The organism is Pseudomonas sp. ANT_J12, assembly GCF_008370045.1.
Lineage (GTDB): Bacteria > Pseudomonadota > Gammaproteobacteria > Pseudomonadales > Pseudomonadaceae > Aquipseudomonas.
The window spans coordinates 38321-64673 of the sequence record NZ_VOBN01000029.1; the positions used below are offsets into that span (position 1 = coordinate 38321).

General features: G+C 52.9%; 34 protein-coding genes and 2 pseudogenes. 16 read left to right on the top strand and 20 right to left on the bottom strand.

Annotation, left to right across the window (positions count from 1 at the left end; translation table 11 throughout):
- Window positions 1-145: 145 nt before the first annotated feature.
- From FQ192_RS31140 to FQ192_RS31155, 4 genes are read right to left on the bottom strand one after another with little or no spacing between them, the layout of a single operon-like run.
- Window positions 146-619, bottom strand: a complete 474-nt coding sequence (locus tag FQ192_RS31140) for a DoxX family protein (protein ID WP_109521197.1) — start codon at window positions 617-619, stop codon at window positions 146-148.
- A 34-nt stretch (window positions 620-653) separates the two neighbouring features.
- Window positions 654-1418 (bottom strand): DNA-binding domain-containing protein, encoded by a 765-nt coding sequence (locus FQ192_RS31145; protein WP_109521198.1) that lies wholly within the window; start codon window positions 1416-1418, stop codon window positions 654-656.
- A complete protein-coding gene (locus FQ192_RS31150) occupies window positions 1415-2269 on the bottom strand; it encodes a DUF692 domain-containing protein (protein WP_109521266.1) in 855 nt (284 codons plus the stop codon). The genes FQ192_RS31145 and FQ192_RS31150 overlap by 4 nt, the downstream gene beginning before the upstream one ends.
- A gap of 28 nt (window positions 2270-2297) precedes the next feature.
- On the bottom strand, window positions 2298-2588 hold the full coding sequence (locus tag FQ192_RS31155) for a DUF2282 domain-containing protein (RefSeq protein WP_109521199.1): 291 nt from the start codon (window positions 2586-2588) through the stop codon (window positions 2298-2300).
- 264 nt (window positions 2589-2852) lie between these two features.
- Here FQ192_RS31155 and FQ192_RS31160 point away from each other — a divergent pair, with 264 nt between their 5' ends.
- Both FQ192_RS31160 and FQ192_RS31165 read left to right on the top strand, forming a co-directional pair.
- The gene (locus FQ192_RS31160) at window positions 2853-3425 is read left to right on the top strand and encodes a sigma-70 family RNA polymerase sigma factor (RefSeq protein ID WP_109521200.1); all 573 of its coding nucleotides are present in this window, start codon (window positions 2853-2855) and stop codon (window positions 3423-3425) included.
- A complete protein-coding gene (locus tag FQ192_RS31165; protein WP_109521201.1) occupies window positions 3422-4063 on the top strand; it encodes a DUF1109 domain-containing protein in 642 nt (213 codons plus the stop codon). Before FQ192_RS31160 ends, FQ192_RS31165 begins: the two co-directional genes overlap by 4 nt.
- A gap of 212 nt (window positions 4064-4275) precedes the next feature.
- Here the strand turns inward: FQ192_RS31165 and FQ192_RS31170 are convergent, their stop codons facing one another.
- A complete protein-coding gene (locus FQ192_RS31170) occupies window positions 4276-4608 on the bottom strand; it encodes a hypothetical protein (RefSeq protein WP_109521202.1) in 333 nt (110 codons plus the stop codon).
- Between the two features lie 164 nt (window positions 4609-4772).
- On the opposite strand from FQ192_RS31170, the pseudogene FQ192_RS34735 reads away from it, so the two are divergent.
- A pseudogene (locus tag FQ192_RS34735) lies at window positions 4773-4997 on the top strand (hypothetical protein); the annotation flags it as partial.
- A 311-nt stretch (window positions 4998-5308) separates the two neighbouring features.
- On the opposite strand, the gene FQ192_RS31180 reads toward FQ192_RS34735, so the two are convergent.
- Together FQ192_RS31180 and FQ192_RS31185 are read right to left on the bottom strand one after the other, a co-directional pair.
- Entirely contained in the window at window positions 5309-5962 is a 654-nt protein-coding gene (locus FQ192_RS31180; RefSeq protein WP_109521203.1) for a transmembrane anchor protein, read from the bottom strand.
- A 12-nt stretch (window positions 5963-5974) separates the two neighbouring features.
- A complete protein-coding gene (locus tag FQ192_RS31185) occupies window positions 5975-6712 on the bottom strand; it encodes a HupE/UreJ family protein (protein ID WP_109521204.1) in 738 nt (245 codons plus the stop codon).
- Window positions 6713-7225: 513 nt separating this feature from the next.
- On the opposite strand from FQ192_RS31185, the gene FQ192_RS31195 reads away from it, so the two are divergent.
- The 4 genes from FQ192_RS31195 (at window position 7226) to FQ192_RS31215 (ending at window position 9663) form a co-directional block, all read left to right on the top strand.
- Window positions 7226-7525 (top strand): metal-sensing transcriptional repressor, encoded by a 300-nt coding sequence (locus tag FQ192_RS31195; RefSeq protein ID WP_109521206.1) that lies wholly within the window; start codon window positions 7226-7228, stop codon window positions 7523-7525.
- Window positions 7526-7532: 7 nt separating this feature from the next.
- Window positions 7533-8669, top strand: coding sequence for a nickel/cobalt efflux protein RcnA (locus tag FQ192_RS31200; RefSeq protein WP_109521207.1), 1137 nt, complete (start codon window positions 7533-7535; stop codon window positions 8667-8669).
- Window positions 8670-8681: 12 nt separating this feature from the next.
- Complete coding sequence (locus FQ192_RS31205; RefSeq protein ID WP_109521208.1) at window positions 8682-9119, top strand: YqaA family protein; 438 nt, start codon at window positions 8682-8684, stop codon at window positions 9117-9119.
- 412 nt (window positions 9120-9531) lie between these two features.
- Window positions 9532-9663, top strand: a complete 132-nt coding sequence (locus tag FQ192_RS31215) for a YHYH domain-containing protein (protein ID WP_109521267.1) — start codon at window positions 9532-9534, stop codon at window positions 9661-9663.
- Between the two features lie 67 nt (window positions 9664-9730).
- Here the strand turns inward: FQ192_RS31215 and FQ192_RS34745 are convergent.
- The 4 genes and pseudogenes from FQ192_RS34745 to FQ192_RS31240 all read right to left on the bottom strand — a co-directional run.
- Window positions 9731-9892: pseudogene (locus FQ192_RS34745) on the bottom strand (helix-turn-helix domain-containing protein); the annotation flags it as partial.
- A gap of 323 nt (window positions 9893-10215) precedes the next feature.
- Window positions 10216-10959, bottom strand: coding sequence for a hypothetical protein (locus FQ192_RS31230; RefSeq protein WP_109521209.1), 744 nt, complete (start codon window positions 10957-10959; stop codon window positions 10216-10218).
- 149 nt (window positions 10960-11108) lie between these two features.
- On the bottom strand, window positions 11109-11372 hold the full coding sequence (locus FQ192_RS31235) for a hypothetical protein (RefSeq protein WP_109521210.1): 264 nt from the start codon (window positions 11370-11372) through the stop codon (window positions 11109-11111).
- 133 nt (window positions 11373-11505) lie between these two features.
- The gene (locus tag FQ192_RS31240; RefSeq protein WP_109521211.1) at window positions 11506-12300 is read right to left on the bottom strand and encodes an endonuclease NucS domain-containing protein; all 795 of its coding nucleotides are present in this window, start codon (window positions 12298-12300) and stop codon (window positions 11506-11508) included.
- Between the two features lie 739 nt (window positions 12301-13039).
- Between FQ192_RS31240 and FQ192_RS31245 the strand changes: the two genes are divergently transcribed.
- The 4 genes from FQ192_RS31245 (at window position 13040) to FQ192_RS31265 (ending at window position 14781) form a co-directional block, all read left to right on the top strand.
- On the top strand, window positions 13040-13294 hold the full coding sequence (locus tag FQ192_RS31245; RefSeq protein ID WP_109521212.1) for a hypothetical protein: 255 nt from the start codon (window positions 13040-13042) through the stop codon (window positions 13292-13294).
- Between the two features lie 335 nt (window positions 13295-13629).
- Window positions 13630-13917, top strand: a complete 288-nt coding sequence (locus FQ192_RS31255) for a hypothetical protein (RefSeq protein ID WP_109521214.1) — start codon at window positions 13630-13632, stop codon at window positions 13915-13917.
- 50 nt (window positions 13918-13967) lie between these two features.
- The gene (locus FQ192_RS31260; protein ID WP_109521215.1) at window positions 13968-14393 is read left to right on the top strand and encodes a hypothetical protein; all 426 of its coding nucleotides are present in this window, start codon (window positions 13968-13970) and stop codon (window positions 14391-14393) included.
- A gap of 202 nt (window positions 14394-14595) precedes the next feature.
- Window positions 14596-14781 (top strand): transposase, encoded by a 186-nt coding sequence (locus FQ192_RS31265; protein WP_109521216.1) that lies wholly within the window; start codon window positions 14596-14598, stop codon window positions 14779-14781.
- A 135-nt stretch (window positions 14782-14916) separates the two neighbouring features.
- Here the strand turns inward: FQ192_RS31265 and FQ192_RS31270 are convergent, their stop codons facing one another.
- On the bottom strand, window positions 14917-15810 hold the full coding sequence (locus FQ192_RS31270; protein ID WP_109521217.1) for a viroplasmin family protein: 894 nt from the start codon (window positions 15808-15810) through the stop codon (window positions 14917-14919).
- 141 nt (window positions 15811-15951) lie between these two features.
- The gene (locus FQ192_RS31275) at window positions 15952-16167 is read right to left on the bottom strand and encodes a hypothetical protein (protein WP_109521218.1); all 216 of its coding nucleotides are present in this window, start codon (window positions 16165-16167) and stop codon (window positions 15952-15954) included.
- 169 nt (window positions 16168-16336) lie between these two features.
- Here FQ192_RS31275 and FQ192_RS31280 point away from each other — a divergent pair, with 169 nt between their 5' ends.
- From FQ192_RS31280 to FQ192_RS31295, 4 genes are all read left to right on the top strand, one after another.
- Window positions 16337-16705, top strand: a complete 369-nt coding sequence (locus FQ192_RS31280) for a hypothetical protein (RefSeq protein ID WP_109521219.1) — start codon at window positions 16337-16339, stop codon at window positions 16703-16705.
- A gap of 221 nt (window positions 16706-16926) precedes the next feature.
- The gene (locus FQ192_RS31285) at window positions 16927-18018 is read left to right on the top strand and encodes a hypothetical protein (protein ID WP_109521220.1); all 1092 of its coding nucleotides are present in this window, start codon (window positions 16927-16929) and stop codon (window positions 18016-18018) included.
- Window positions 18019-18159: 141 nt separating this feature from the next.
- Window positions 18160-18786, top strand: a complete 627-nt coding sequence (locus tag FQ192_RS31290; protein WP_109521221.1) for a hypothetical protein — start codon at window positions 18160-18162, stop codon at window positions 18784-18786.
- 240 nt (window positions 18787-19026) lie between these two features.
- Window positions 19027-19431 (top strand): hypothetical protein, encoded by a 405-nt coding sequence (locus tag FQ192_RS31295; RefSeq protein ID WP_109521222.1) that lies wholly within the window; start codon window positions 19027-19029, stop codon window positions 19429-19431.
- Between the two features lie 501 nt (window positions 19432-19932).
- On the opposite strand, the gene FQ192_RS31300 is transcribed toward FQ192_RS31295, so the two are convergent.
- The 7 genes from FQ192_RS31300 to FQ192_RS31330 form a co-directional block, all read right to left on the bottom strand.
- The gene (locus FQ192_RS31300) at window positions 19933-20964 is read right to left on the bottom strand and encodes a serine/threonine-protein kinase (RefSeq protein WP_109521223.1); all 1032 of its coding nucleotides are present in this window, start codon (window positions 20962-20964) and stop codon (window positions 19933-19935) included.
- The gene (locus FQ192_RS31305) at window positions 20964-21440 is read right to left on the bottom strand and encodes a hypothetical protein (protein ID WP_109521224.1); all 477 of its coding nucleotides are present in this window, start codon (window positions 21438-21440) and stop codon (window positions 20964-20966) included. The genes FQ192_RS31300 and FQ192_RS31305 overlap by 1 nt, the downstream gene beginning before the upstream one ends.
- Window positions 21441-21947: 507 nt before the next feature.
- On the bottom strand, window positions 21948-22490 hold the full coding sequence (locus FQ192_RS31310) for a hypothetical protein (protein WP_146198990.1): 543 nt from the start codon (window positions 22488-22490) through the stop codon (window positions 21948-21950).
- A 200-nt stretch (window positions 22491-22690) separates the two neighbouring features.
- Window positions 22691-23356, bottom strand: coding sequence for a histidine phosphatase family protein (locus tag FQ192_RS31315; protein ID WP_109521226.1), 666 nt, complete (start codon window positions 23354-23356; stop codon window positions 22691-22693).
- Between the two features lie 854 nt (window positions 23357-24210).
- Window positions 24211-24453, bottom strand: coding sequence for a hypothetical protein (locus tag FQ192_RS31320; protein WP_109521228.1), 243 nt, complete (start codon window positions 24451-24453; stop codon window positions 24211-24213).
- A complete protein-coding gene (locus FQ192_RS31325; RefSeq protein WP_109521229.1) occupies window positions 24450-24959 on the bottom strand; it encodes a hypothetical protein in 510 nt (169 codons plus the stop codon). The genes FQ192_RS31320 and FQ192_RS31325 overlap by 4 nt, the downstream gene beginning before the upstream one ends.
- The gene (locus FQ192_RS31330; RefSeq protein WP_109521230.1) at window positions 24956-25261 is read right to left on the bottom strand and encodes a hypothetical protein; all 306 of its coding nucleotides are present in this window, start codon (window positions 25259-25261) and stop codon (window positions 24956-24958) included. Before FQ192_RS31330 ends, FQ192_RS31325 begins: the two co-directional genes overlap by 4 nt.
- Here FQ192_RS31330 and FQ192_RS34900 point away from each other — a divergent pair.
- Window positions 25227-25592, top strand: coding sequence for a hypothetical protein (locus tag FQ192_RS34900; RefSeq protein ID WP_306108903.1), 366 nt, complete (start codon window positions 25227-25229; stop codon window positions 25590-25592). The genes FQ192_RS31330 and FQ192_RS34900 overlap by 35 nt on opposite strands.
- The last annotated feature ends 761 nt before the right edge of the window (window positions 25593-26353 follow it).

Sequence of the window (26353 nt, forward strand, 5' to 3'; positions counted from 1 at the left end):
ACCTGGAAGTTGCAGCCTTACGGAAGGCGGGCGTTGTATTGGAGTGATTTGCATCGCACCGAGGGCGAAGCGTTTGGCGATACACGGGTTGCCGAAAACCTTCAACAAGACTGCTGTCTGAAACCATGCTCCATAGTGAAGGTATTCATCGAATACCCAGTCGTCTATCCAGCGAAAGTGATCCAGCCCCGCGCGCAACGATGAGAAGCAGCAGGCCTGCCCAAGAAAGATGGGTTGGCCAGGCATCAGGGTAGACAAACACCTCGATGACAAACGTCATGCACAGCAATGCCAATGCTGATAAACGGGTAAACAGACCCAGCACCAGAAGCACAGGAAACAAATGCTCGCTGTAGGTCGACAGGTGTGCCGCCAATTCTGGAGAGATCAACGGCAATGCATATTCCGTGCGGAACAGTTCATAGGTGCTCGGTGTGATTGTCAGAAAGTCCGTGACTTTGGTGCGTCCGGACATAAAGAAAATGGCGGCGATGGCGATGCGCGCCACCAGCACCAAAAACGAATCGCCGATGAGTGTGCTCAGTCGGTTCGCGACGCGATTCCAGAGGCCGCGCAGGGAGTGGTCAGCGGCGGGTGAGCGGGTTTGGAGGGTGTCCATGGCTTGCTCCGTTGATGATGTCAGTAATCAGTTTTCAGGAGGGTCGGCCCAAGTCCACCGCAGCGAATGCATCGGCACTCACCAGACGGATAATGAGATTTTCCAGATTCAGGTCTGGCTCGGTTTCAATGGCCTTGTCTGCCGCGAGATCGAGTGGCAGATGCGCTGCGCACGCGTCGAGAAACGCGCAGTCCGCAGCACTGGCGGCTTGCCAATGCACGCGACCGGCTTTACGTGTCAGCAGCGCGCCTTCACCTTGCCAGTCGAGTTCTTCTTGCATTTCCAGTTGTTCGCGATTGACCCGCCAGATCGTGTAGGCGGGACAATCAGGTAGCCAGAGCCAACGGCTGGAGGCACTTGGTGTTAGACGGAGGTTGCCAAGCTCTGTCTCGGGAAACTGCGACAAGTCGTTTAGCTCCAGACCCGGTTCATCAACGGCACAATGCACCTGTGTCCAGAGCAGATCTAGACGCGCGACGTCGCCCAGATAAGACATGTCTTGCGCAGGCGCGAAACTGTCGAGAAAGCCGGGGAAGTCGGCGCCGTAGTGCAGCAACCGGGCATCCGTTGGCGGCGACAGTCGCGCGTGTATCGCGGCTGCACTCCTGAGCCAGTCAGTGCCCACCAGGCGCTCTACAGTTGGAAAATTGGCGAGCAGCGCATCAGTCGTGCCCTTGAGTACCGTATTGCGATACACCGTAAAACCGGGCTGATTTGTAAGTGATTCCATGAGGGATGATTCGGTGCCATACAACGCATCCACGAATGCATCCTGAAAGCTTGCGAGCGACGGCTTCATATCGCCACCTGCAATCGTTGGTATTGCCCAAGGTTCAACACGGTCTGTGCCCGGTTGCGTTCAGCCAGTAAATCGTCGAAATCAGGAATATGATCGTCGCGCTCGATCAATGTTGGACGCTGGCCGATCCGCTCGATCAGTCGCTGGTATAAGTGCCAGACACCTTCAGCGATAGGTGCGTCGTGGCTATCGATCAGCAATGTTGATTGGCCAGGGTCTTGGGTGAATCCAGCCAGGTGAATCTCCATGATCGCTTTGGCCGGGAAAGCATCCAGATAAGTGGCTGCGTCGAACCCCAGGTTATGGGCGCTGATGTGCACGTTATTCACATCCAGCAGCAAACCGCAGCCGGTTCGCTGACTCAGCTCAGTGAGAAAGTCGAGTTCGCTGTAGTCATGACCTTCAAGTTGTAAATAGTGAGTCGGGTTTTCGACCGCGATGCGACGCCCCAGTACATCTTGCGTGCGTTGGATATTGCTTGCGATGCGCCGCAACGCCTCGCCAGTGCGGGGAAATGGCAGCAAGTCAGGATGGTATTGACCACGCCACGCTGACCACGCGAGGTGCTCGGAAATCAATGACGGTTGAACGCGATCCGCGAGCATTTTCAGGCGTTTCAAATGCTCCTCGTCCGGCGGACAGTCCGCCGCCAGCGAGAGCGAGACACCGTGCAACGACAGTGGGTGTCGCTCGCCAATGGCCTCTAACCATGCCAAACGGGGGCCACCACCAACCATGTAGTTTTCCGGATGAACTTCGAACCAGAGACCCTCGACGGTACACTCGAGTGCGACCTCATAGTGGTTCGGTTTGAGGCCGAGTCCGGCCCCGATCTGGAATGGCTTGTTCATGATTGGCGTGTGCCCCATGGTGTCGGTATTACATAGGTGTAAGAGTGCCGGTGCCTTTTGGTGTCTTGATAGTGGTGCAAGTACCGACTGGAACGTTTTTCCAGGCGTTAGGCTGGTAGTCCATTTTGGCAGTGCCAGCACAGGTGGTGCCGGCGCCGGCTTTGCAATCGTTGTGACCAGCCATGGCAACGCCGTAACATTTTTCCATGGCGCCTGCTTTATCCATGGAACCGGCTGCGGTTGGGGTCTCTGCGGCGATGGCGCCGGCAGCGAAGGAAGAAAAGGCAACGGCGAGGGCGGCAAGTTTCAGATTGTTCATAGCTGTTACTCCGGGATCATGGGGATGGGTCGTCGTATCAGTGCAGGAGTGCGCTGTACTTGCGATCCGATAAGTAGTTCGCTGGCTTTTCCTATCCGGTTACAGCCACCAAAAAATATTTTTCAAAAACTTTTCATAAGCCGCAAGCGAGACCGATTGTTGCCTTATGTCCTTGAGCGCTAGCATCATCCGTTGCCTGTCATCAGGGCTGGCGTCGTATAGGTACAAAAAATATTTTTACCCTTTGTGTAACCAGGGCAGACGATGGAACGAACTACACATAACGACGCGTTGCGCAGCCGAGAAAAGCAACTTCAGGCTCTGTTCCTCGCAGGCCTTGAGGGCGACGAGCGGGCTTATCGCTCGTTCCTGTCGGCGTTAAGTGGTCATGTGCGCGGCTTTTTGCGAGCCCGGCTGCAACGCCAGCCCAGTGAAGTCGAGGACTTGCTGCAAGAGGTATTGCTGGCCGTGCATAACGGTCGCCATACATATCGGACGGATCAGCCACTGACGGCATGGGTCTTTGCTATCACCCGCTATAAGCTCACAGACTTTTTTCGAGGACGGTCGCGCCACGAGGTCTTCAACGACACCCTCGACGATGCAGCGGAACTGTTTGCCGAGCCTCATCTTGAGCCCGCGCAGGCCAGTCGCGATCTGGGCAAGTTGCTTGAGCAGTTACCTGAGCGTCAGCGTCTGCCGATCATGCACGTGAAGCTTGAGGGATTATCTGTCACTGAAACTGCGCAAATGACAGGGTTGTCGGAGTCAGCCGTTAAGATCGGCATCCATCGCGGGCTTAAAGCGCTGGCGCTGAAGATTAGAGGTGCACTATGAAAACTGATGATTTTATTGGCATGCTCGCCTCCGGGGTCACCCCAGTCGACCGGCATGCGCTTGCCAAACGCTTCGGTGTCGCGGTGCTGGCGGGGCTGGTGGTTGCCACCTTGTTGGTGACGATCATATTGGGCGTTCGTCCAGACCTGGCCACAGTGGCAGCAACGCCGATCTTCTGGGCGAAGATCGCCTTTCCGTTGTGCCTGATGATCGGCGCTCTGAGCGTGGTGACGCGCCTGGCAAGACCTGGCGTAACTCCGGGCTCCGGAAAACTCCTGATCAGTGCGGCGGTGGCAGCGCTGTGGGCCGGTACCCTCTATGTCCTCATGACCGCAGCTCCCGATACGCGCGTCGCGATCATTCTGGGTAAGACTTGGCGGGTATGCGCAATGAACATTACCTTGCTCTCGATTCCAGGATTCATCGCTGTTTTCTGGGCCTTACGCGGGTTGGCTCCGACGCGACTGACGCTGGCAGGTGCCTGTGGTGGACTGTTGGCAGGTGCGATGGCTACGATCGCCTATTGTCTGCATTGCCCTGAAATGGAGGTTCCATTTTGGGGGGCTTGGTACATGTTGGGCATGCTAGTTCCGACCGCTATAGGCGCGTTACTAGGACAGCGGTGGCTTCGTTGGTAGCAATTAATAGTCGATAATGCATCGGTTGCTCTTCATGGCGTTTCGCTCCAGGCGCGAAGGATGTATTTGCCGAACGCTTTCTTCATACATTCGTTCGTTGCTGCCTTCGTGCATATCCAATGGCGTAGGGCCGGTTTTGACCGTATAGGTTTAGCATCGTGTCAAGGATATAGCTGTGTTTCTAGCTACGGATCAGTGACAAATTAGTGGCTTTACATTGACTTGACCGAAACCACTTCCACGTATCGATATTTTTTCCTGGCTGCTTTAACAGCTTCCTGCTCTGCCAGGAGTGTACTCAGGGTATCAGCCTCGTGGATCATCTCGTGTGTTTTGCCTTCAAACTCGTTGCCGACGCGCAGGGTCACTTTCAAGCGGGGCGTGAACGTCTTCGCGGCCTTCTTTTTCTGTGGCGGTATTACCGGTTGAGCTGGCGCGATATCCGGCGTAGGAGCTTGTACCGGAGTGGCGATAATTTGTTCTGCTGGCGCGGGGCTGCCGAAGAGCGCTCGGCGCATCTCTTCCTCAGTCAATTCTGGGGTCATGTGATTTCTCGTGGTGGCTGTGTAGCTGGCCTAATTCTACCAGTCGAGCAGTTCATTACCCAATTTGCCGAAATAGCAGTTGGCGTCGAGAAAATGGATGCCTACCAATGATACCTTTGTCACTCTTGATCAAAGTACGACAGGAAGGGCCGCCCACCTGATGCATAGGCGTGGTTTTTGGTCACAACCGAAAAGACCAGTATGGGAGTTTTGGCGACGGCCACTTGATTCGTACTTCTGAGGTGATCAAAGCTGAGCGCGAGGGGCAATTTTGGGTGCTGACAACCGTGAACTCTCGGTGCGTACACGCTACGTTTCAGCGGGGCAGCGGGCGTTTGAGCCTGCGCGAGTTTCTGCGTCGTTCACAGGGGCCACGAGTGTTGCAGTGAAGGCAGTGAGTCGAGTGATCAATCTGGGTACGCAGGTTGAAATCTAGAAACAAACAAGGCCGCAAATGCGGCCTTGTTTTATTCAGGGTGTTACTCGTGTGAGTGTCCGTGCTCAGCGCTCTCGGACGCTGCTCCTTTCTCACCGCCACCGCACGCCGTCATCAGGCTAAGGAAGCAGATCAGGAGCATTGATCGAGTCAGCGTTGTTGTGGTTTTCATGGAAGGACTCTTCAAGAAATCGGATGAAAAAATGTTCTGCGGTCAGGTTGAGGCCGCATTTTCGGCAATGGAACAGCCATCGCTGCCTCGGATTACTGTTTGACGCTCAAGTAGTCGCCCGTCGTTTTCAGTGAGATGGTCACGTCGTTGTTGCTGCGATTACGCCAAAACCAGCCGTGGGTGCCGTCAAAAATCGCGGTGAATTCGCCTCTATCACTTTTGACCTGCTTGCCCTTGTTGTAGCTGTGGAAGTAACCCTTTTCACCGTTGTAGGGCTCGCCATGGGTGTCGTAGTTCACGGGCCCACCAACCGCTGTCCATTCATAGCTGACAGTCTTGTTCTTCAGCACCTCCAGTTTGATTTCTGTCCCTTCACCTGGCTTGAGCGTGACGGTCATTTGATTGGTCTTCAAAGCTGGGGCAGGTGTCGCCACTGGCTGAACGGCAGGTTTCGTAGCAGGTTGGATTGGCTCCAGCTGCGGAGCTGGAGCTGGAGCTGGAGCTAGCGCTGCCGGTTGCGGTGGGGCTACATCTGCCAAGGCCTCTTGCGCGAGCACGATCTTCAGTTCGCCCATCTGGGTCAGTCCCAGTGCTCGGCCCACACCCGTTGGATCAACGGCGTACTCCGAAGGCATGACAACGGTCACCAGCAGGCCGACCGCAGCCAGCAGTGCAATGACGGTCGAACGCACCAGTTTGCGAGTGCTAGGCAATTCATTAACAGTTGGAAGCGGAGAATTGAACATGGTCAGAATTCCTTACGCAGAGACAAACAGGCCGGTGATCTGGTAACCCATCAGCAGGAAACCGGCACTCATCATGGCGACGTTGGCGGTATAGGCGTGACGCCAGAAACTGCCGGTGCCCCGCCAATACCCCATCAAAATGAGAATCGCGCTAAGGGCCAGCAATTGGCCGATCTCGACACCAACGTTGAAGGCGATCAGGTTCGGAATCAGGCCGTCAGGCGAGATCTCGTACTCCTGAATCTTCGTCGCCAGACCAAAACCGTGGAGCAGGCCGAAGAGCAGCGTGGCCACTTTTGTGTTGGGTTGGAAACCAAACCAGCGCTGGAACGCGCCCAGGTTGTCGAGCGCCTTGTACACCACCGAAAAACCGATGATGGCGTCGATGATGTAGGAGCTGATGCTGATCTCAGTCAGTACGCCAAGCAGCAGCGTTATCGAATGCCCTACGGCGAACAGCGTGACATAGAGCCCCACGTCTTTTAGACGGTAGAGGAAGAGGATCACCCCGAACAAAAACAGCAGGTGGTCGTAGCCCGTCATCATGTGCTTGGCGCCCATGTAGATGAAGGGCAGCAACATGACGCCGGAGCTTTCCTGGATGAACCCCTTATCACCTTCGGCGACGGCATGAGCCATCGCCTCGGGCATTGCGAGGAAAAGTGCCGCGACAAACAAAAACAACAGCAGTAGCAGGCGACGCGAAGGCGCAGTAAATGCGTCAACGCCGCTCATCGAGTGCGAATGCATAGATCAATCCTACGTTGCAGGGATCAAAGGCCGCAGTACGGCCATGGTCAGGATGCGAACGAAGGACGGGGTGGCCGCTCGATCAAGAAAATCGGCGGACGAGGAACGGAATAGGATGGGGCTTCGAGTCGCATGGACAGCTTCGGCTGCGCAGACAAAGTCAACGCAGAACTGAGCTGTGGCGTTTCGTGTTGGTGGTCAGGGGTCAACGTGGAGTGATAGTGATCCGAACAGCTCGCACACGACATCTCGGCTTGCTCCTCATGGGAGTGATGAGCGTCTTGCGCAATCTCCCAGGCCGGCTGTTTCGACATCACTGACAACGTATAGGTATGCCCGGCCCAGGCCACAAACATGGCGAGAGCAAGCGCGATTACCACCGTCGTTGTCAGTGTTCTGCTGAGCATAGCGTTCGGATTTCAACTCGTTGAGTAGGGCTTTGATACGTTTGACCATATCCCCCCAGGGGGGATAGGATGCGAGCGTAATTCATTGAGGCCTGAGGCTCAAGTCATGAGTGAGCACGAACACGAACACAGCCACCCCCACACCCACCAAAGTCACGAGGGAATCATCAAGCGCCTCAAGCGGGCTGATGGCCATTTACGCGGCATCATCACCATGATCGAAGAGGGTCGTGAATGCGTGGACATTGCTCAGCAGTTGCACGCTGTCGAAAAAGCGGTCTGCCAAGCCAAGCGCACGCTCATCCAGGATCACATCGATCACTGCCTTGAGGACACCGTTTCGGCGTTAGGCAATGGCGAGCGCGCACCGCTGGAAGCGTTCAAACAAATCACCAAGTACCTCTAGGTCTGAAATGCCCAATTTCGCTGAACTGCTGCAACAAGGCGGGGGTCACGCCTGGCTGTATTTCCCGAGCGCTATTCTGCTCGGTGCCTTGCATGGCCTAGAACCGGGCCATTCAAAAACCATGATGGCGGCCTTCATCGTGGCCATCCGTGGCTCGGTCAAACAGGCTGTTTTGTTGGGCTTGGCCGCGACGCTATCGCACACCGCTGTGGTGTGGTTGGTCGCCATCGGCGGCATGCATCTGGGCAAAGGTCTGGACGCTCAAACCACTGAGCCGTACTTCCAGCTCGCGTCCTCTGCATTGATTATCGTAATTGCGCTGTGGATGCTGTGGCGTACCTGGCACGGTGAGCAGATGTTCAAGTTTGAGCAAGGTGATGATCACCACCACGGCGAGCATGACCATGGTCATCATGACGAGACCCATCGAATCGATACCGGCCACGGGCGCATCGAACTGTCGATTTTTGAAGTAGGTATGCCACCGCATTGGCGCCTAAAGACATTGACCGGACACTCCTGGGCGGCCTCGGATGTTCGCCTGATGACTACCCGTCCAGACGGGAGCACCCAGTCGTTCTCTTTCGTCGAGCGCGAAGGCTTCTTGGAGTCGGCAGTCGATATCCCGGAACCTCATGAGTTCAGTGCTCGCCTGAGTCTTGGGCATGCAGGCCACTCCCATGATTATGATCTGGACTACCAGGAGCATGATCACGGGCATGCGCATTCCGAACTGGAAGGTCTGGAGTTGTCGATTGACGGCTATCAGGATGCGCACGAGCGCGCACATGCCAACGATATCCGTAAGCGCTTTACCAACCGCGAGGTCACCACGGGCCAGATCGTCGTGTTCGGTTTGACGGGCGGTTTGATTCCTTGTCCGGCTGCCATCACCGTTCTGTTGCTGTGTCTTCAGGTTAAAGAAGTGGCGCTGGGTGGCATGCTCGTCCTGTGCTTCAGCATCGGCTTGGCCCTTACCTTAGTCACGGTCGGTGCTGCGGCAGCCATCGGTGCTAAACAGGCCTCCAATCGCTGGCCGTGGCTGGGCACCGTGGCTCGTCGAGCACCGTACCTGTCCAGCGTACTGATCATCGGTGTTGGTCTGTACGTGGGCTTCCATGGCTGGATGGGCCTGACCGCATAAGGCGAAGTCCGAGTGTTCGAACTCACCAGCTACGTTGGTCTGTTTCTGGCGGCATTCGGTACCGCCACGTTATTGCCAATGCAATCTGAAGCCGTGCTGGTCTCGATGTTGGTCTCAGACCGGTACATCGCTTCGACGTTATTGGCGGTCGCTACCTTCGGCAACGTTCTCGGTTCTACGCTGAATTGGGTGTTGGGTCGCTCCGTTGAGCGATTGCGCCACAAGCGCTGGTTTCCGGTGAGCGAGAGCAAGCTCGAAAAGGCCCAGCAATCCTACTTGCGATATGGGCGCTGGTCGTTATTGCTGAGCTGGGTGCCCATCATTGGCGATCCATTAACGGTCGTTGCTGGAGTGATGCGCGAGCCTATCTGGAGCTTCCTGCTGATAGTTACCCTGGCCAAGGGCATTCGTTATCTCGTGCTGACCGCCGTCACCCTGGGTTGGGCATGATGATGGCTTTTACGACCAACATATCTCGCTCAAGAGCCGAAGCAGCAGCCTGGATCTGATCAAGTGGCTGGCGATGCTGACCATGGTCATCGACCACCTGCGGTTGGTGAAGCCGGAGATGGGCTATCTGTCATTCCGGGACGACTCTCTTTTCCGCTTTTCTGTAGCGCCCTCGCGGCCTACGTATTGCGTTCCAAATCGGGCGAACTGCTGACGCCTGCTAATACTCGTTGCCTCACGTTGCCTCACGTTGACGCCGTTTTCGCCGCCATTTCAGAAGCGCCTTACCGCTATATCAGCACTGCCGGAGGGAGAGTAAGAAAGTCGCTTGCCCAATGAAGGCAATTAGCCATACGCTGCGGAGCTGAGAGGTCTCACGGATATAGAAAACATAAGCATGGAGCAAGCCCTGATGAAACTGTCTGCCCTTTTGATCGCCGCTTTACTTTCGATTACGTCCGTTGCTGCCTTCGCGCACAGCGGCGGTACTGATTCAAAAGGTTGCCATCGCAACCATAAAACGAACGACTACCACTACCACTAAACGGCAAAAGCCCAGCTTGATGGTAGGCTTTGATGCAAGTGCCACCACCCACGGGAGGTGGTGGCCGTGAGAGTATCGCGTTGACTTCAAGTTTGTGCGCGTACTGTCGTGTGACACCGAGTAGCTCACCAATCTCTGCAAGGGATTGCCCCGCCGCGCACCTGGCGAGGCGGAGCTTGTCGGGTGAGAACTCATCACCCAAAGGTAGGGAGCCTGTCGTGTTATTCATCTTTCAAGTCAGTGTCTTTCGTTTCTTTCTGTGCGACGTCTTTGTCGCGGCGGAATGGTAGCGAGTCGTCGATCTCAACAACTGGCGACAGTGCGGTCGTGCGAACCGAGACCAGAGGCTCGTAGTTGTGAACCCATTTGGAGATCACGTTCTGGTTGGTGTCGAAACCTAGGATCGAGACTGTCAGGGTTGGCCTATCTGGGTTACGGTCACTGTCTACGTATACACGCCAGTGATGTTCCCATCATTGGCCGGCCCGAGAAGGCTGTCGTGATACCGCTCAACGGTGAGACAGCTTGGCAGGGATAGAGTATGAATAGTCCTTAGCCTAGGTAGACACCATTTGGCAGCCGCATCTTTTTTTCTCTTTCTATCCGCGCAGCCTTCTCCTCGTCGGACTCAGGCAGGTAGATTTTTTCGCTGGTTTCAGGGGTAAGCGACATGGCGAGTATCACTAATAAGAAGAAGTTAAACGTACCAAATGCCATTAGGATCAACGTACTCGCCCAGAAACCGGTGATGGTGTCTAGTAACGTTGCAGCTGTCTGAGTGAGCGACAGCACTTCGCCCGTACCCAGATTAAGAAAGTTGATAGCAAACATAAACACCAGACCAAAGGCAATGTTCATATTGGTTTCGTGATCCCTTCTTTGTGCCTCCTGCTTGTCCAAGAGCTCGACGATTAGCTTGTCTCTATGAATGAGCGCTTTACGGCGCGCGGTGGACGTATCGCGAAAGTCATGGTTGATCTCCTTGCCTTTGGTTCGGCACAGCAACTTTATCCATGAGGTGAATGCTAGTAGAACCTGACGCAAAACAGGAAAAAACAGGGCCATCAAAAACGCAAAGATACCAAGGAAAACTAATGCTCCTCCTGCGTTCACCTCGGGAGCGTCCAATTTGCCGAACGACTGCAGCAGATTCTTTTTATAGAAAATCATGAGGCATGAATCTAGTGCCAGCAGGAAGGAAATCAGCAGCATGAAGTGTCGAAATTCAACCGCTTTATCGACGAAGGTGGTGCTAGTGGTGATGGCTTTACTAATGCTGGTGCTGGAATCGGCCATGAGCGTCCTTAGGTAGAAGTTGTGTGAGCGGTGAATCAGTGGCCGGCAGAGAACGACCCAAAGCTACCGGTAATGACTCGATGAGGCCGGTAAGAACGGGAAATCTACAAAAAATAGATCTGCCCTATTTGTACTGTTTGATCAAAAAGTCAGCCGCCTTGCTGTGACTCATAAATATCAACTAGCTGCTGGTGATCTAAATTCTCTCCTGGCCATGTGTCATGGATCTCAATAAGGTCAAACTCTAGCTCATCTGCTTTTGCTAGCTCGATGATTTCTTCATCGGACATGGCAGCGTATTCGGGCCATTGATCGATGAGCCCTCTTGCACTCGCAACGGTCTCCTCGTTGGTTCTGCCAATGTACAGCTCATCAATTTGAGTTAATCCGAAGGTGATCATATAAAAAGGCATCATCTATCCTGAGTTTCAGTGAGTCGTAGTGATGGAAGACAAAGCAAGCAGCAAAAGGAGGCGATTTGTATTTCCTTCCCTTGTTTCAGTCACCTACTGCGCGTGCGCTGCTAGATTGACCGTGTGCCTGTCTTCATTCTGGTAGTTGTAGCGCTGGTACTTTGGTTACAGCTACGGAAAGCTTGTACTCGAACAGTTCTACGTTCTTCATGCTTGAGCAGGCTAGTCGCAGATCTTCGGACATGCTGCGACACACAATGATGCCGCGTACCTTTTGCCCCAGCTCCGCGAGATCGCGCCGAACCCAGTTCATATAGCGCAGTAATTGCCCAATTACGCGGTCATAACCTCGAGAAACCTTGAGCTCAATCACGACGAAAGCACCATTGCGGTCGACGGCGAGAATGTCGATACGTCTACCTCCACCCGCTTCGTATTCGATGCCTCGTAGGTCTTCGTCTTCGTACAGTTTCAAGCCCGGCTCGATGCATTCAAGGTTTTCCGCCAGGTAACGCTGTAGGTCTTTCTCCAGTAGAAACTCGGTGGAGCCGGGCAGGATGGATTCGTCGGAGCCGTCGCAACCGCTTTCAATCTCCTCTATTTCTTGCTCGGCAATATCACCCTTTACCATTTCACGAATGGGCGCCGGATCCTTACCCGCTTCATAGCGTCGAAACTCCCCAGGGGCAACCTTGAACAGAATGTCATCAGTGCTATTGGTCGAAGGATGATGCAGGCGACTAGGGTCGTTCGTGGCAGCTTGGACTAAATGCGCGCGGATACTGCCTGGCTTCAGTTTGGGGTAGTGCGTCGCAAACCACTGTATCGCGCGAGCAGCGGTGAATACTTGACCTGGTTGGAGATTCCAGCTCACGAGCATGTCCTTGAGCAGAGCGCGGGTAGGCTTGTTGTAAATAGTCCGGGCCATGAGGGCTTCCTTGCGGCGTTACAATCTTATGGTTTGCGCAGTATGTTGCCTTTTATGACGCGTGGACTTCAACTCGGCTTGCATCGCTATGCCCTGCAAAGTGGAAAAAGGACGGAAAAAGGGGGGCAGACAGAAAAGGGGCCGGATTTACGTTACCGTTCGATTGCTTGAACGGCTGCTTTTGGCTGATTGTTGTAATCGACATGACCATGTTGGGCCCTTGAGGAATGAATAGCCCTCGTCATAAAAGTGGCATTTTACTGCGCCATTTATGTGCCAGTTTCAGTTCGGGTATAGTTCGATAATCACTGGCTAAGGACATAGCCAGAACAATTCGTAACAAGACATTTCAGGTTTTTTCAAAGAAAGTCTTGAGAATCAAGGGCTGTGGATACGTACAGTCTATTTTGTGGATCCAACTCGGCACAAATGCACAAGTTATCCACAGGTTGCCACCTTGCATAACCCCAAATAGCACATTATCTTGTGTTTAAGCCGAATCTAAACACCACATCTTGTGTTTCGTTTGGCTGCCGTGGGCTAAGGTAATGTCAGTAAGTGCGCGCGCTATGTTTGGAGACGGAACGCGCGCACCTACTATCCCTGAATCCAATGCAAACACTGGCGGGATGCGCATTAGAGATAACTCATGCTGGGGTGTCAACGCTCTTGCGTAGGTTATCGATAGAGGGTGTTCCCGTCTGCTATCAAAATTGAGCAGTATGTGGAGTGCAGTACCATGTCTAAGAACACCAAAAAAACCTCTTCTTCGGTCGCTACTTTGGCTTCCGAAACCCTGCGCAGCTCGAGCGCTTCGGCTATCCAAAAGCAACTGGCCGCCTCCGCGATGGCACAAGCTTCCACCGGCAAGCAAACCAGTGCCGAGATGGAAACGAAGGCTAGCCACGTGCTGGAAAGTGAGAAGTACAACGCCACGACCAAGACCCTCGCTGGGTCGGTTCTTTCGCAATCCAACAAAGAGCGAGGTAACTAATCATGGCTCAGTATTTGGTCAATAAGAATGCCCAGACCAACGGTGATCATGAGGTGCATACCAGCACTTGCAGCTATCTGCCCTTACCGATAAATCGTCTCGATCTTGGTCAGCACGCAACCTGCTCGTCGGCGGTACGCCAGGCGCGGCTCACCTATCGCCAGTCGAATGGCTGCCGCTGGTGCTCCTCGTTGTGTCACACAAGCTAAAGGCCTAGGCCTGGATCAGCGTTCATTTGAAGCGCTGATCTGGGCGCGAACATTCTTTCTTCGTGGATGCAGGCTGTCGTAAGCGACCCCTGTTCTTACTTTTGATTACACTGAGGAGATCAGATCTTGGCCATTAAATTGAAGCGCAGCAATTTGCAGGAAGACAAATACGTTTATACATGGAAGCGTGATAAGGGTGATGGGAAATACATCGGCCCACTAGACCGAGCGAAGGTCGACAAAGATGAGGGCTACGAGGTTTTGGAGTTCATCGAGAACCTAATGAACGTCCATCGCAAAGATAAACTATCCGATGTGCATGCCGTTGAAAATGTATTGCACGCGCCTGAGCTAAGCACTGTGGTATCACGATCTGATCTGAACATAGTGGCGAAGGCTGCTCTGCGTTGGTGATAAAGGCTGCTGAAAGTGCCGCTAGATAGAAGCGAACTGAGGGTTTGTACATGTTCATGAAGATTAGTTTCGACCCCGCTATGCCCTCCAATGGTTACAAGGTTGCAAGGGCTTATTTTGGGCAGCTTTCCAAGCTTGGAGGCTTGCTTAGCATCGGCTGCGGTGCGCTGTTTTTCGTGCCGCTTACGCAGGGCATGGCTTTCGTTCTCGCCTCCTTACTATTGGTCATAGCTGCTTATCTTGGCCGTGAGTATCGCAAGTACGTCGACGAACTGCTCAAGCAGACCCCCGTGCCCAAGCTCCTCATGCTGTTTGCTCCTGCCTGGCGCTACTTGGCAATGACAACCCTACTCTTAGGCGCAGGAGTTGGTCTGGCTGAGTGGGAGTTCTTTGGCCAGCTGAAGCATCTCATCATCGGAGCGATTGCCTCTGGTGGCATCATCGATGTAGTCAAGGGATTGCTCACATTCAGATGAGTCCCCGTAGCGTCGGAAACCCGCCAAAGACACCTTTGCCACACCCGATACGACAGGTAGTGCCAGCCATCAGTGATGCTACCGGCAAATGGAGAGTAGATAGGTAACCGTCCGGCCAAGTCACCCTCCGAACTCCAGCATTAAGGGCGATGGCGTCCGCGTATTTTAAGCGGACGCGATCGCCCTTAACGTTAGGATTTCCATGCGCCAACAAAGCTCTTATCCCAAACCGTTCAAAGCCCAGGTTGTTCAAGAATGCCTGCAACCCGGTGCGACCATATCCAGCGTCGCCATCACCCACGGCATCAACACCAATGTTATTCGCAAGTGGCTGCCGCTTTACCGGGATCAGTCAGCAGCCGGGCACTGCCGGCATTCGTTCCTTTAAGGGTTGCTCCCAAACGCCAAACTGAGACTTCGGTGATCATTGTAGGTGTGCTTTCCCATGATCTGGTCGTTCACTGGTTAACCCGATGACTTTCTGCCCCAAAATGGACGCTGGGGAGCGGGTGCGTCATCGGTCTCAGCAGATACGGTCAATCGCCGTCGTATAGTCAAAATCGACGATAGCTCCATCCGCCTGCATCACTTGAAGACGGGGAAAGTTATCTCCAGGCACGACCCAGAACTCTTGCGCTGGTACAGCGTGCGTAGTCGTTTCCCATATCAAGCTGAGCTTCTCGATCGCTGTGGGATGGATCACCCGACCGAAAGGCTCTCGCGATAGGTAACTGTGCAGCCTGGTCTTGAGTTCAAACCGAGAAGGGTAGGAGTGAGGGCCGAGTAAAAAAGGGCCGTCTCCAATAATCATGTCCATCTGCATCTTGGGAGCACGATGGAGTTCTTTAATTTCTCGATGCTCTCTCAGACGATTCCAGACGGTATACCCCCTCTCGACATAGTGCTTGATCCACTTGGTCTCGGCATCTAATGCGGCTTCTTTGGACTCGCAGAATTCTATAGCTTTAAATACGGGCACCTGTCCCTTGGCAAGAATCTGCGCGATCTTGGCTGCAGCTCGCTTCGTTCTCTCGTGCGCCGTTCTCAGATGGGCTTGTTGGCGACGAGGGAAGTGCCCAGTCTCACCAACATAGAATGGTTCTTCCGTTTCTGGGTCGATAATGGCGTAGACGACGATTCGCCTTGAGCTATTACCGTCCAGCGTCGTTTGCAGGGCGACTTCACCTGGCGCCTTAGCGATCGTTTCGGTATCAAAGTGATAGATCGGCGAGTGAAGGGAGTGCGGGTTACGCGTGTTCTGCCGGAACCATTCCTCGGCGAGTGCGAGTGTCCTGAATGCACGGTGATCAGCGCCAGGGAAATGATCGATAGCAAGGCGGGCTCCGCCATCCCATTTGTCGAAGATACCGGTCTGACGTCCATGTACAACTGCATAAAAGCGAGATTTCTTTGCCATCCTGACCGGCCTTCATAAATTCTTAGTCTGTATTCACCGGTTTCCCGATTCATGCCTGCTGCCATGTCCTAGACCAGTACACAGACTGGTAAATGCCCGGGATGGGCCGAACTCTATGATCGGTTTTGGTCACAGCACAAGTTACGCTACTCGTATCCACTCTGCGTAGAGCTTGCGCAGTGCCGGTGGCGGCTCTTGTCCGGCTGCAATGAGAACGTCAAGGTCGCTAAGCTGGTTAGCGATCCAAGTGACCAATTCGATCCTCGATACAGGGCAGACGCCTTCCTCTGCTTCCAGCGTGTCGGCCAAAGCAGCTATGCGCTTTAGGCTTTCTTCAGCACGTATTTTGTTTTCCATGTATTTGGATCTCCGTCGTATTTTCTTTGGAGATTGCCTTGGCCTTACAGGCTAAGGGCGCTCATAAGCTGCGACACACACAAATCTATGATCTATTCCTCAAATGATGTGATGGCATTTTGGTGCTGCGAACGTTAGTCTCAAACCTTTCAGTTCACCATGGATGACCATGAACAAGCTCATCGTAGCAATAGGAATATGCTTCATACTCGGCGGATGCGCCACTTCCCACTTCACAGCTGGCCGAGATTTTTCCTCAGCGAATGTGACCAGATTAGAGAAGGGAAAGACGACCACTACGGAGCTCACATCGCTTTTCGGTGAGCCATACGCTAAGAGCGCTGTGAGCGAAACGGACGAGAAGTGGATCTATACGTACACGAACGGCTCAGCGCATGCGCAAAGCTATGTAGTCACGATGAAGGTTACGACAACGGGTACTCAGAAAACTCTGGATGTCCTGATCAGAAATGACGTCGTCATTAACTACACCTTCAGCGAAGGCCCGTCTCCTGGTTCGAGTGTAGCTACTCAATAACTTACAATTTTTGCGACCTAGCTGTCCTCATCAAGTGGCGCGGGGTTACGCACGCAGGCGCATGGGGTTGGTGAAGTTTATAGAGAAGTATCCATGAGCCTGTGGTCTTACCGGAACGGCGATTTTTTGCTGAAGCTTGAAAACGCAGCCCCGAAGTAAATTATGAAATTTAGTCCTGTTGTTATAATTATTAGAATAGTTGGTTGGTGCGCATGAGTTACATGAGTGATGTCGAAATTAATTGTTATGCGATGGATGTGATTGCAGCTATTACGGGTGACTTGAATGAGAGTAAATATAAAAAGTTAGGCGGGAAGTTGTCCGTTGTATGGTCGGAAGAGAAGAAATTTAACGCTCAAGCGCCATTGTCCTCCGTTTTTAGCGATCCGCCAGATCATAAGATTATAATTAACTACGAACTTGTTCGTCAGCTTTATCGTGATGCTGAGAATTTTATTGAGTTTACACAAGATAGGCGGACGATAACATTAATAGCAAAATTTCCTGCGGATTTCATGTCTTTGCCGTTGCTTCCAGATGAGTTCACCAAAGAGAATTGCATTAAAAATATGTTCTTGGCATCCCTGACTTGGATTTATTTCCATGAGCTGGCGCACTTGAACCAAGAGCACGGCGTAGTGAGAGCAGATGGGGATGCAATGCTGGGAATGTCCTATGCGGATGAACTTGAGATTGATATCCCCGAAAAAATCCAAGGGAGAGAAGCACTCCTCTACCATACAACAGAGCTAGCGGCTGATGCTGAGGCTACCACTAGATGCATATCTGAATTGTTGAGACATTTTGCAGATCCAAAAAGGGTCAATAAAACCCACGCAGAGTCTGACCTGATTGCTGCTTCTTACCTTTTGCTATGTGGGCTTTCCTGTGTTTTTTACCGTTTCAACGGTGGAGTTTTTAAAGTCGCAGAAGATTATCCATCAGGCACACACCCAAACTCCATTTTTAGGCTTGAGTTAATCATCCCGCGCATCTATGAAACATTGGAGCTTCTCTGCAAAGGATTAGGTTATAAGGCTACGAGAAAAGAATTGCTAAAATTTACGAAGCAGGCGGCAGACCTTGGTGCGCTATTTACGCACTTCCATTTGTCTCATGGGAAAGTTGATATTTCTACTTTGGTTGTTAGAGGCCTGCTTGGTCGAGGTGAATATAATAGGTATATGCAGAAAATTGTAGGTGCTTGGGATGAAGTGGAAGTCACGATTAGAAAAAATACTCGATACCCTGTTGAGCCTGCATTCCTGACTTTCACAGAGCAATATCGTAAATTCATATTCGGTGCGAGATAGAGCGTGTATTCCTGAGTCGATAGGGGCGATAGCTGATAAAGCTATCTTTCTTAGTGGGTCGGTAAATTTTTGGTTGCTGCTAAAGTTTTATGCGTGGCGAGCCGTTTGTATTTGCATTCAAATTAATCTGCGGATGCTTTTATGAATGGTGGGGATTTGGCTGCAAGCAACGTCGTTTTTAGGGTCGAACGACAAATGAAGTGGCATGAATTTACTGACCATGACTCGTATACAGCTTTCATCGAAGTGGTGGATAACCACGTTTCTGTTGTCCTTGATGATTCCGAACATTACTTCACCGCACAGCAGTGCGCCGAGGTGACTAAATGTCTTGTCAGGATGTTATTGACCTACTCGCATCTCGGGGTTTTCCAGGGCTGCGCCGAATCGATCTTGCAGTTAGAGACATATGCCTCCTGGTACCAACTGATCCAAGCGCGATCATTATCGGCGGAACGTGACTCATTGCAGATTTACGAATCGGGGAACAAGGGATTTGAGTTTTGCGCCTCGGGGTCATTTCGGCACCCAGAATCGCTCCCTGGTGAGCCGACTTATTACAAGCTTGCGATTGCCTTGGATGATGACCTAAACCTGCCATGCTTGAGCATTGACGGTCGGACATTTCCCTTCGATTTTGATGAAACATTCTGGTTGGCGGAGCAGCTTTGGGTCGCAGGAAATCTGGTGACTCACACCGAGCAACCGATTAATTTCACCGTTAAAGTGCCGTGGATAAACGAGGAAGGTCAACTGGTTTTGATGTAGCTGTGAGCGCCGGGCTTCGAAGCTTTTGTCCGCTCCGCTAGGGTGCGTCCACGACCCAGCTCGCTTCCAAAACCGGATGCGCTAAGGACAACCGTTGGCTGAGGACGATGTGTCATGCGGTGATCGAGCAGCCCTGTGCCTTACTGAGAAACCAGCGACTCATCTGCGGAGCACTTATACGCATGAAACAAAATATGTTCAGGCTATCGACGCCTGTGACGCAGTGAGGAGCTGATCGCGATGACTTCTGATGAAGAGCTTCGGCATCATGAGACCGCAAGGCGTAAAGCACTATGGACGCTTGCCAACATCCTTCCTGGGGATCTCAAGGCGCTCGATGCCTTAGACGTGCTTGACGATATTGAGCAGCGAGAACGGCTTGATACTGCGTCGATGGAACAGCCTCTCGGCGTTGAGGAGGTTCGACGTTTCGTACCTACTGAGCCACACCCGATAGGTTGCCGCATTGTTCTCGAATCAAGCATTCCGCAGCCATGGCGTGAGCGTTTCCTGCGTGCCAGCTTGGGATCGACACGTGTAACGGAAGGGCCATATGCGCATGACTGGGAGAAGTTTCTTTTGGAGTGGCGGGATGAAATGTGGCACGTAGAACGACATAGAGCTGCTAGAGGCAAACATATTTAGGGCCTGATGTCGGGTAGCCTCCTTCCTGTTCATGACATCTTTCTAGGGCGTTTCTGATCCCATCACCTAGGTGAGCCCATTCATCGAAGACCGCTTGTGTACAACGCGACTTGTGCAATACTGTATACATACACAGTTTTTGCAGGGAGTTGCAAAAAGCGTATCGACCGAAATGTCAAAGGACTGAGGACGGACTGGATATGAGCACCAAGTCAGCGAACTTAAAAGTAGCGCTTCCTCGCTGCCGGCACTGCCAGCGTTATTGGCAACCTGACGAGGGTGTAGTAGCTAGCAACACCTACTGTCCGTTCTGCTCGGTGTCCAGGCGTGCCGAAGCGGCACAGCGTCTTGGCCTCAAGCCTCTCAAACCAGCTGACGAGAACGATTTTTACCTGCTACCTCGCGCTCTTCGCCGTACCCAGTCCTAAACCTGCCTTGATCGGTTAGGACTGGGTATACGTGCGAGAAAAAACGTTCAAGTGAAATCCTAAGCCGCTCGACTTAAATCTCAAAGTAGTCCTCAAGTTGCTTTATTAGCTGGCGCTTCGCCACTTTTCCATTCGACCCGCCTAACGATTTACTTCGCCCGGGAATCCCAAACGGCTCACTCCAGGATTTCCATTCATGACTTCGTGGCGAATGTTGCGTCCATTCAACGATCTTCCGTCTTGTTCCTAAGATTTGCTCCCACCTCACCAAACCAGGGGTGACGGTGGCAGCCCAGTTAGGCGTGGGCAGACCCGATAACGCATTCAGAACCTGGCCGGCGGTTTGATAGCGTAAATCCGGATCGTCGTTGAGCATTTTTCGGATTGCCCTGCGCCACGCTTTTGGTATGTGAGGGAGCCATTGGAGTGTGTCGACGAATCCGCCATCTTGAACTATGTGCTTAGGAGCTATTGCTTCGTCATACCAGATTTGCCCATGTAAAAGGCGGAAAAGGGTCATACCAAGAGCCCAGATATCGGTCTTTACGCTGGTGCCATTCCCCAGCCAAACCTCATAAGCGATATGGTCTAGATAACCAGCCTGCGAGCCATACCCTAGGATCAAATTATCGGTAACCAGTCCGAAATCGCCAAGTTGGGCTACCCCTACAGCGTCAATAAGGATGTTGCCAGGCTTGATATCCCGATGAAGCATTCCCCGCGCATGCAGTGCTTCCAAGCCTAGGGACACCTCTGTGCCGGCTTTGCGTGCTTCGAGAAGCCGCATTGGCCTCACCTCGTAAACGCTCTGAAGTGAGCCACCAGGGCAGTAGGCCATACAAAAACGGATGCTGTTGCCGTCCGGCAGCTCTTCTATGTGATAGACCTGAACCACGTTCCGATGACGAGCCTTTGAGAGATTCTGAGCCTCGGCCAGAAAGCCCGTTTTATATTGCCGCCACTCAGGGTCGGTATGATTTGGTTTTCGACTTAACACTTTGACGGCAACTTGGCCGTGCACGCCATCTTCGCCAAGGAAAACCTCACCGAAGTGACCATTGCCGAGCTTCTGGCCGACCTGAAGCGCCGGTACAATACCGTGCATCAGGCATTCCTCTGGGCAACAATGAGCATCGCGGCTTCGCGACTGGTTTTTCTCAGCTTGCCCCCCTCTGTGTGCTCATTCCAGAAGTCGTCGTCCTTCAAATATTCATCAACCTTTCGCTCGCCATATGTGCGACTGATGACTGCCTTCGAAAGTATTTTGACTTCGTTCAGTACAGAAGCGGCGGCAGCGATGACCACGCCTCGTACTTCAGCGCTTCCAAGCAATGCCAGCTTTGCAGAACCAGTTGGTAACGCACTTGCCTTAATAACGACCTGATCGACCTTGTGCTCGGTCAGATAACCTGCACAACGTTGATGAAGGACGGCAAGCGCGGGCCCTCGATCGCCTTTTTGCAGGTTCCAAGTCGTATCGGAATGTATGGTGATGGGCTGCTTGTTGTCGTCTGGTACTTCGGCATTCACAACCGTGATGACCTCTCCTACAACTACGAGGCTTACGTAACGTCTTGTCATTCTTCTACTTCCTGTAAGGGGGGGCTTTCGCTGGGCGGCGAGTGGAGTGCCCGGGTAGTCTCAGTCTATCAGCACAAATGAGGAGGTGGCACTTGGCTGCCTAACCACGTGCATCAGGTAATCCCGACCTTTGTCCAAACATTAAGAAGGCTAACGGTACAAAACAGAGAGGTATCAAATGACTTGAAGCGCACTCGGTAATCTCGGCTATGGGATTGTTGAGATGAGATATCTGAGGGAGACGCTAGGGAGTGGCTGTGATGCATTATTTACCGACACAACGCGGGCCAGCCCCGTTTCTGCTTACGCGCATGCCGGGTTGCAAGGATTCAGCACTACTGCTTTGCCAATCCTTCCCATCGTCTGTTCATCACCAGATGCAGGCCTGCCGTTGCGAGCAGATCTTCTGGAACTTCCACGGTGACATCGTGGCCCCCATCTGCCGACGCGGAATCTGCAGGTAAGGAGGGGCAATCAGTAGACGGTCGAAATTGAAAAGCCTGTAGGTTAAATGCTCGCGTCAAACGCATCCATGGCTGCGCTGGGTGAGTCGAACCACCCAAAGTCAGCACAGCTCAGAGCCCGGATGATCCGCTGGTTGGCTTTCGTATCAAGAACTGTCTGATCATTATTCTTAGGCAGAGAGAGGAGGTCTGTCGAAGTGACGGCGTACTGCTTTGTTGTTAAAGATTCGAGGCACACGTAGCGCACGGATGCGCCGGAGGCCAGACGGCGCCAGGTCACGACTTCGACAAAGTCATCCATCCCCGAAGCGCTTGGCGAGGAGCCTCCCTGATGGCCGGTCAACGGAGCGGTGGTGAATGGAGGCACGTGAGTAGTACGGTTCGACGACGGCGGCTGGACAAGGTGCTTCAGCTCTTCGCGACCTGTCGTAACGAGTTCGCGAAGCTCCTCGGGATCCATGGACAATCCACCACGATCACTGACTGAGTAATTCTTGAGCTTGTTGAATGCTTCGATGGCCTGGCGGTCTTGTTTCTGCTCCCAAGCCGACCTTTTGTCTTCGAAGAGCCAGGCCCAGAACTGCATGAATAATCCCATTTTTCTTTCACCCTGCCTTGATCCATGGGGAGCATCTTCAGTGAAGCAGGGGGAAATGTCCTGATATTTTTTGCTGGGCGCAGGACAATTTCGAGGGAGTGGTTTACCGCCAAAGGCATCCCATCATGTACTGCCGAATACTCGGCTGCTAGTTCAAGCGCGATAACGGGTAGCCATAAGCGAGAGCGCTATATCGTACAGAACCCGTCTATAAATCTCCCTTGGCCAGATGCGTCGAGTTGGCATTCGACTGTCCATCTGCAGCCGTCAAACACGAGCTTATGACTCCAGCAATTTCTCAACGGTTCCCGTACATCGACGACCCTAAACTCACGCATCAAATCTTGCGAGCTAGCGTGGTCTCCATGCTTGATCCGCCAAGCAGCAGCTCTGATGTATTGCCCATGGCTGAAAACAAGGATGTCCTGGGCATCGTGATCCGCAAGCTTGGCCAGCATCGCATCTGCCCGCCCGAGCAGATGATCGAACGACTCAGCACCAGGCCCATCAATCATCGTCGCGTCACCGCTCTCCCAGTAGCTTTCCGCATGTGGCTTTCGGTCGGCCTGGGTGCTGTCGGAAAATCGGTCTGGGTTCAAATAAGTAAATTCTTCGACGGCCCACAGTTCGAATGGCGCATCGGGGTAGCGCTGCGTGGTCGGTAATGCCGTAGCCTCGGCACGCACAAACGGCGAAGAGACAATCAGGTCTGGTTTTGAGGTAAACGATTGAGCGAGTGCCCTGGCTTGGCGCTGTCCTATATCCGTCAACGGGATGGAATCAGGGGTGGTCGTGGCTAGACCGACGTTCGCGGCGCTCTCAGCGTGCCTGATCAACCTGATCTGCTTCGGCATTTATTTTCTACCCTTAAATATGTATGTGTGGCCGTCTGGATTGTCTTGTGAATCTCATTGGCGACGGAGTAATGAAGGAGGTCACGGAGACCCATATTGACTGGGTAAGGGACTTTTCCCATGCTCCGTCTTCCTAGGGATGCTGAGAAGGGGGGCACGCAGTCGTAGGGAAAGAGCGCTGTCTGCTGAGACGAAGGCGGCGGACAACATCAGGCGCATCTTGCTTAACCTGACTCAGCTGACCAGACACTTGCCCAGCTGCGGTTATGCCCCTCAAATGTGAACCGATCCGGACGCCGCGTTAACCCATGCCGCTTGCGCACGTCTGTAAATTTTTCAAGCTGCGTTGGCATCGCGATGCTTGCTACCGGCCCGTTTCACCGGTCTTTCAACCGCTCCTGAAAAAAGTGTAAAAATAATTTCGTCGGCCCCTTGAAAAGAAAAATCAAAAACGGAGCTGTTGTGTTTGTGTACAAAAAAAAGCCAAGATCTCCAATACCCTGCCATTTGTAGGGCCTCGCTGGCTTTAGGGTAATCGATCCGATTGCCTGCTGTTGCATTTGGGGCAATCGATTCGATTGCTTCGCTGTTGCTTTTGCTTTTATGAGAAATTCAGGACAAATAAAAACGATACTCAGGGCAGCAGTCTCGCCCTGCACAGCTCTGCTGGACTTGGGAGGTCGCTTCTTTGCGACGCAGTCGCGGCTATCTCGCTTTTTCGCGACGAATGTCGCGGCTATCTTTTGATTACAAAGCAACTCGGATTGGTTTAAAAATTTTCGTATGAATTAATCTCTTTGCGCCAAACCAAAAGGTGGGGCGTCAATCGAATTGGCGCCGACACATTCGGCAGCTCACAACCCAAGATCCTGCTCAAGCCTCATTCCGCTCATCAAGTTGGCATCTGCGAACATCTCAAGAGCTATTTTTTTTACTTTGTTTGCAATTGCGACTACCGGGGTTCCGTTTGCGATTGCTTCCTGCTGTGCAGTAGTGGCCCGCTCGACGACGCGAAGATAGATGTGTTCACCATGTTTTTCGATTGCCAGGTGAAAAGGGTTTACTGAAACGAGGTTTGATTCGAATTGCTCGGTCATTGTGAGCCTACTCCTGACTTAGAGTATTTATGAACACAGGCCCAGTGAACTGCAGGGACAACGGCGTTTGAAAGTGCCTGGGCGTCCTGAAGCGCTCGGTGTGCTTTCTTGATTGGTATTCGACCGTATATCTCTCCAGCTGCCTCACGACCTACGAACGACTCAAGGGGATGAACCTCAAAGGTCGGCTCGATCTCAGCAGCTTCATACAGTATATCTAGCCAAAAACAGTCAGTCGGGTTGTCAGAGCACAGCGTTTTGCCGTCAAACAGTCGGTTCATGTCCTGTGCAACTTCGAGCGGCGGTTTGCCCTCAGCGATCAGCTGCTCTCGGCTTAGGCTGTGCATGTCTTGTGCGTCGTAGCTCCAGTGATTCCAGTACCTAGCAGGCTGGATCAATGCTTGATACTCACCATCGGGGTAAACGACAGCGACTTCAATAGGGACACTGTCTGGTGCGATGCCGGAAGCTTCGAAGTCGATGAAGTGCGTTGGGCAATGATTCATCGCGTATCCGTCTCAGGCTTCTCAGTGACTCTGGGCTCTTCCTCGGCACGCTCCAGAACTACATGGTCTGCTTCTAGTCCCAGGCGAATAAGCGTCTGTTGAAGCGGGCGTGCTAGCCCAAGGTCTTCGAGTCGCTCATGTAGGAGGTCGACTTCCGCCTGCTTATCATAGTCATCCATGCTCTGGATCAGCTGATTCGCAATGGCGGACAGATCGAATTCCTGAGTTGCGATCATTGGTCGATCACGCTCATCACAGAGACCATGCATGAATGTGAAGATTTCGTCTTTTTTGATCAGCATCTCCGAACCTCCATTGTCGATGACGCATCGTGCCGGGCTGGCCATTTGGAGTCAAACCGCCATTGAGGGGCTCTGGGCCGCATGCTACGGTGATCCAATGAATCAGCCCCTGTTCGACCTGAACCTGAAACGAGTAACTCGTGAGCACTACATCACGGGTAAGGCTGCGATCAATTTCCGATCCAATGACGATACTGGAGGCTGGCACTTTCTGTCGCATTGGAATCGTGAGTCCGGAGTTGCCAAGGTGTCGCTAGCGGGCGTTCACTATCCAGACACAGCGGAGTTTTCGGTGATGCCGGGATCTTTGATGCAAGCGAGCTGCTGGTGAAGCTTGGATGGCCGTGGGTGGTAATGCAATCTGGATGGCCGATCACTTCCGAGCTGCCGGGGACATGGTGGTCAGGTGAGCGTTGAGCGACTCTAGGCATTGCAACGTCGAGATCGATGACTGGTTCCCTGCGGATAAAGATAGGCAGCGCTTCCTCGACCTCCTAGCTTTAGGCAAGCCTAGGCTGAAGGAGCTGGGAAAGCTTGGGAAGGTTGACGTCTGGCTCGACCATCAACTAGCTCGACTTTAGCGAGGGTTGCGTGGTGCGGACTTCAAGCCGAGCTTGCCATCCTCCTCAAGCAGGAAGTACACCCTCGCTGCAGACCATACATACTTGGTTTGTGTCCATCGGTCGTCGATGCTGTACGACGTCAAATCAGGATGGATATTGACCTGCGTTTCAAGCTCTGCCTCAGAAAACTCATGGCTGCAATCAGCGAGTGTCACCCCTGGCTCGTGCTTTGCCAATGCAAGGGGCCCAGGTGGGCCCTTTGTCATAGCTATCAAGCAGCATGGAGTGACTCTGCCGTATCGCTTTTACAATGTAGAAACTCGGGCGGGTATGTTGTACACACGAAAATGAATAGCCCGAAGACAGCGTAATCACCGATTATTAGCTGAAACGCAGTGAGCATGGGGATTCCATGACCATCCGGACACCCATTCCACCAACATCCGGACACTGATTCCACGCTGATCCGGACACTCATTCCACGAGCATCCGGACACCGATTCCACGGCCATCCGGACACTTTCAGGCA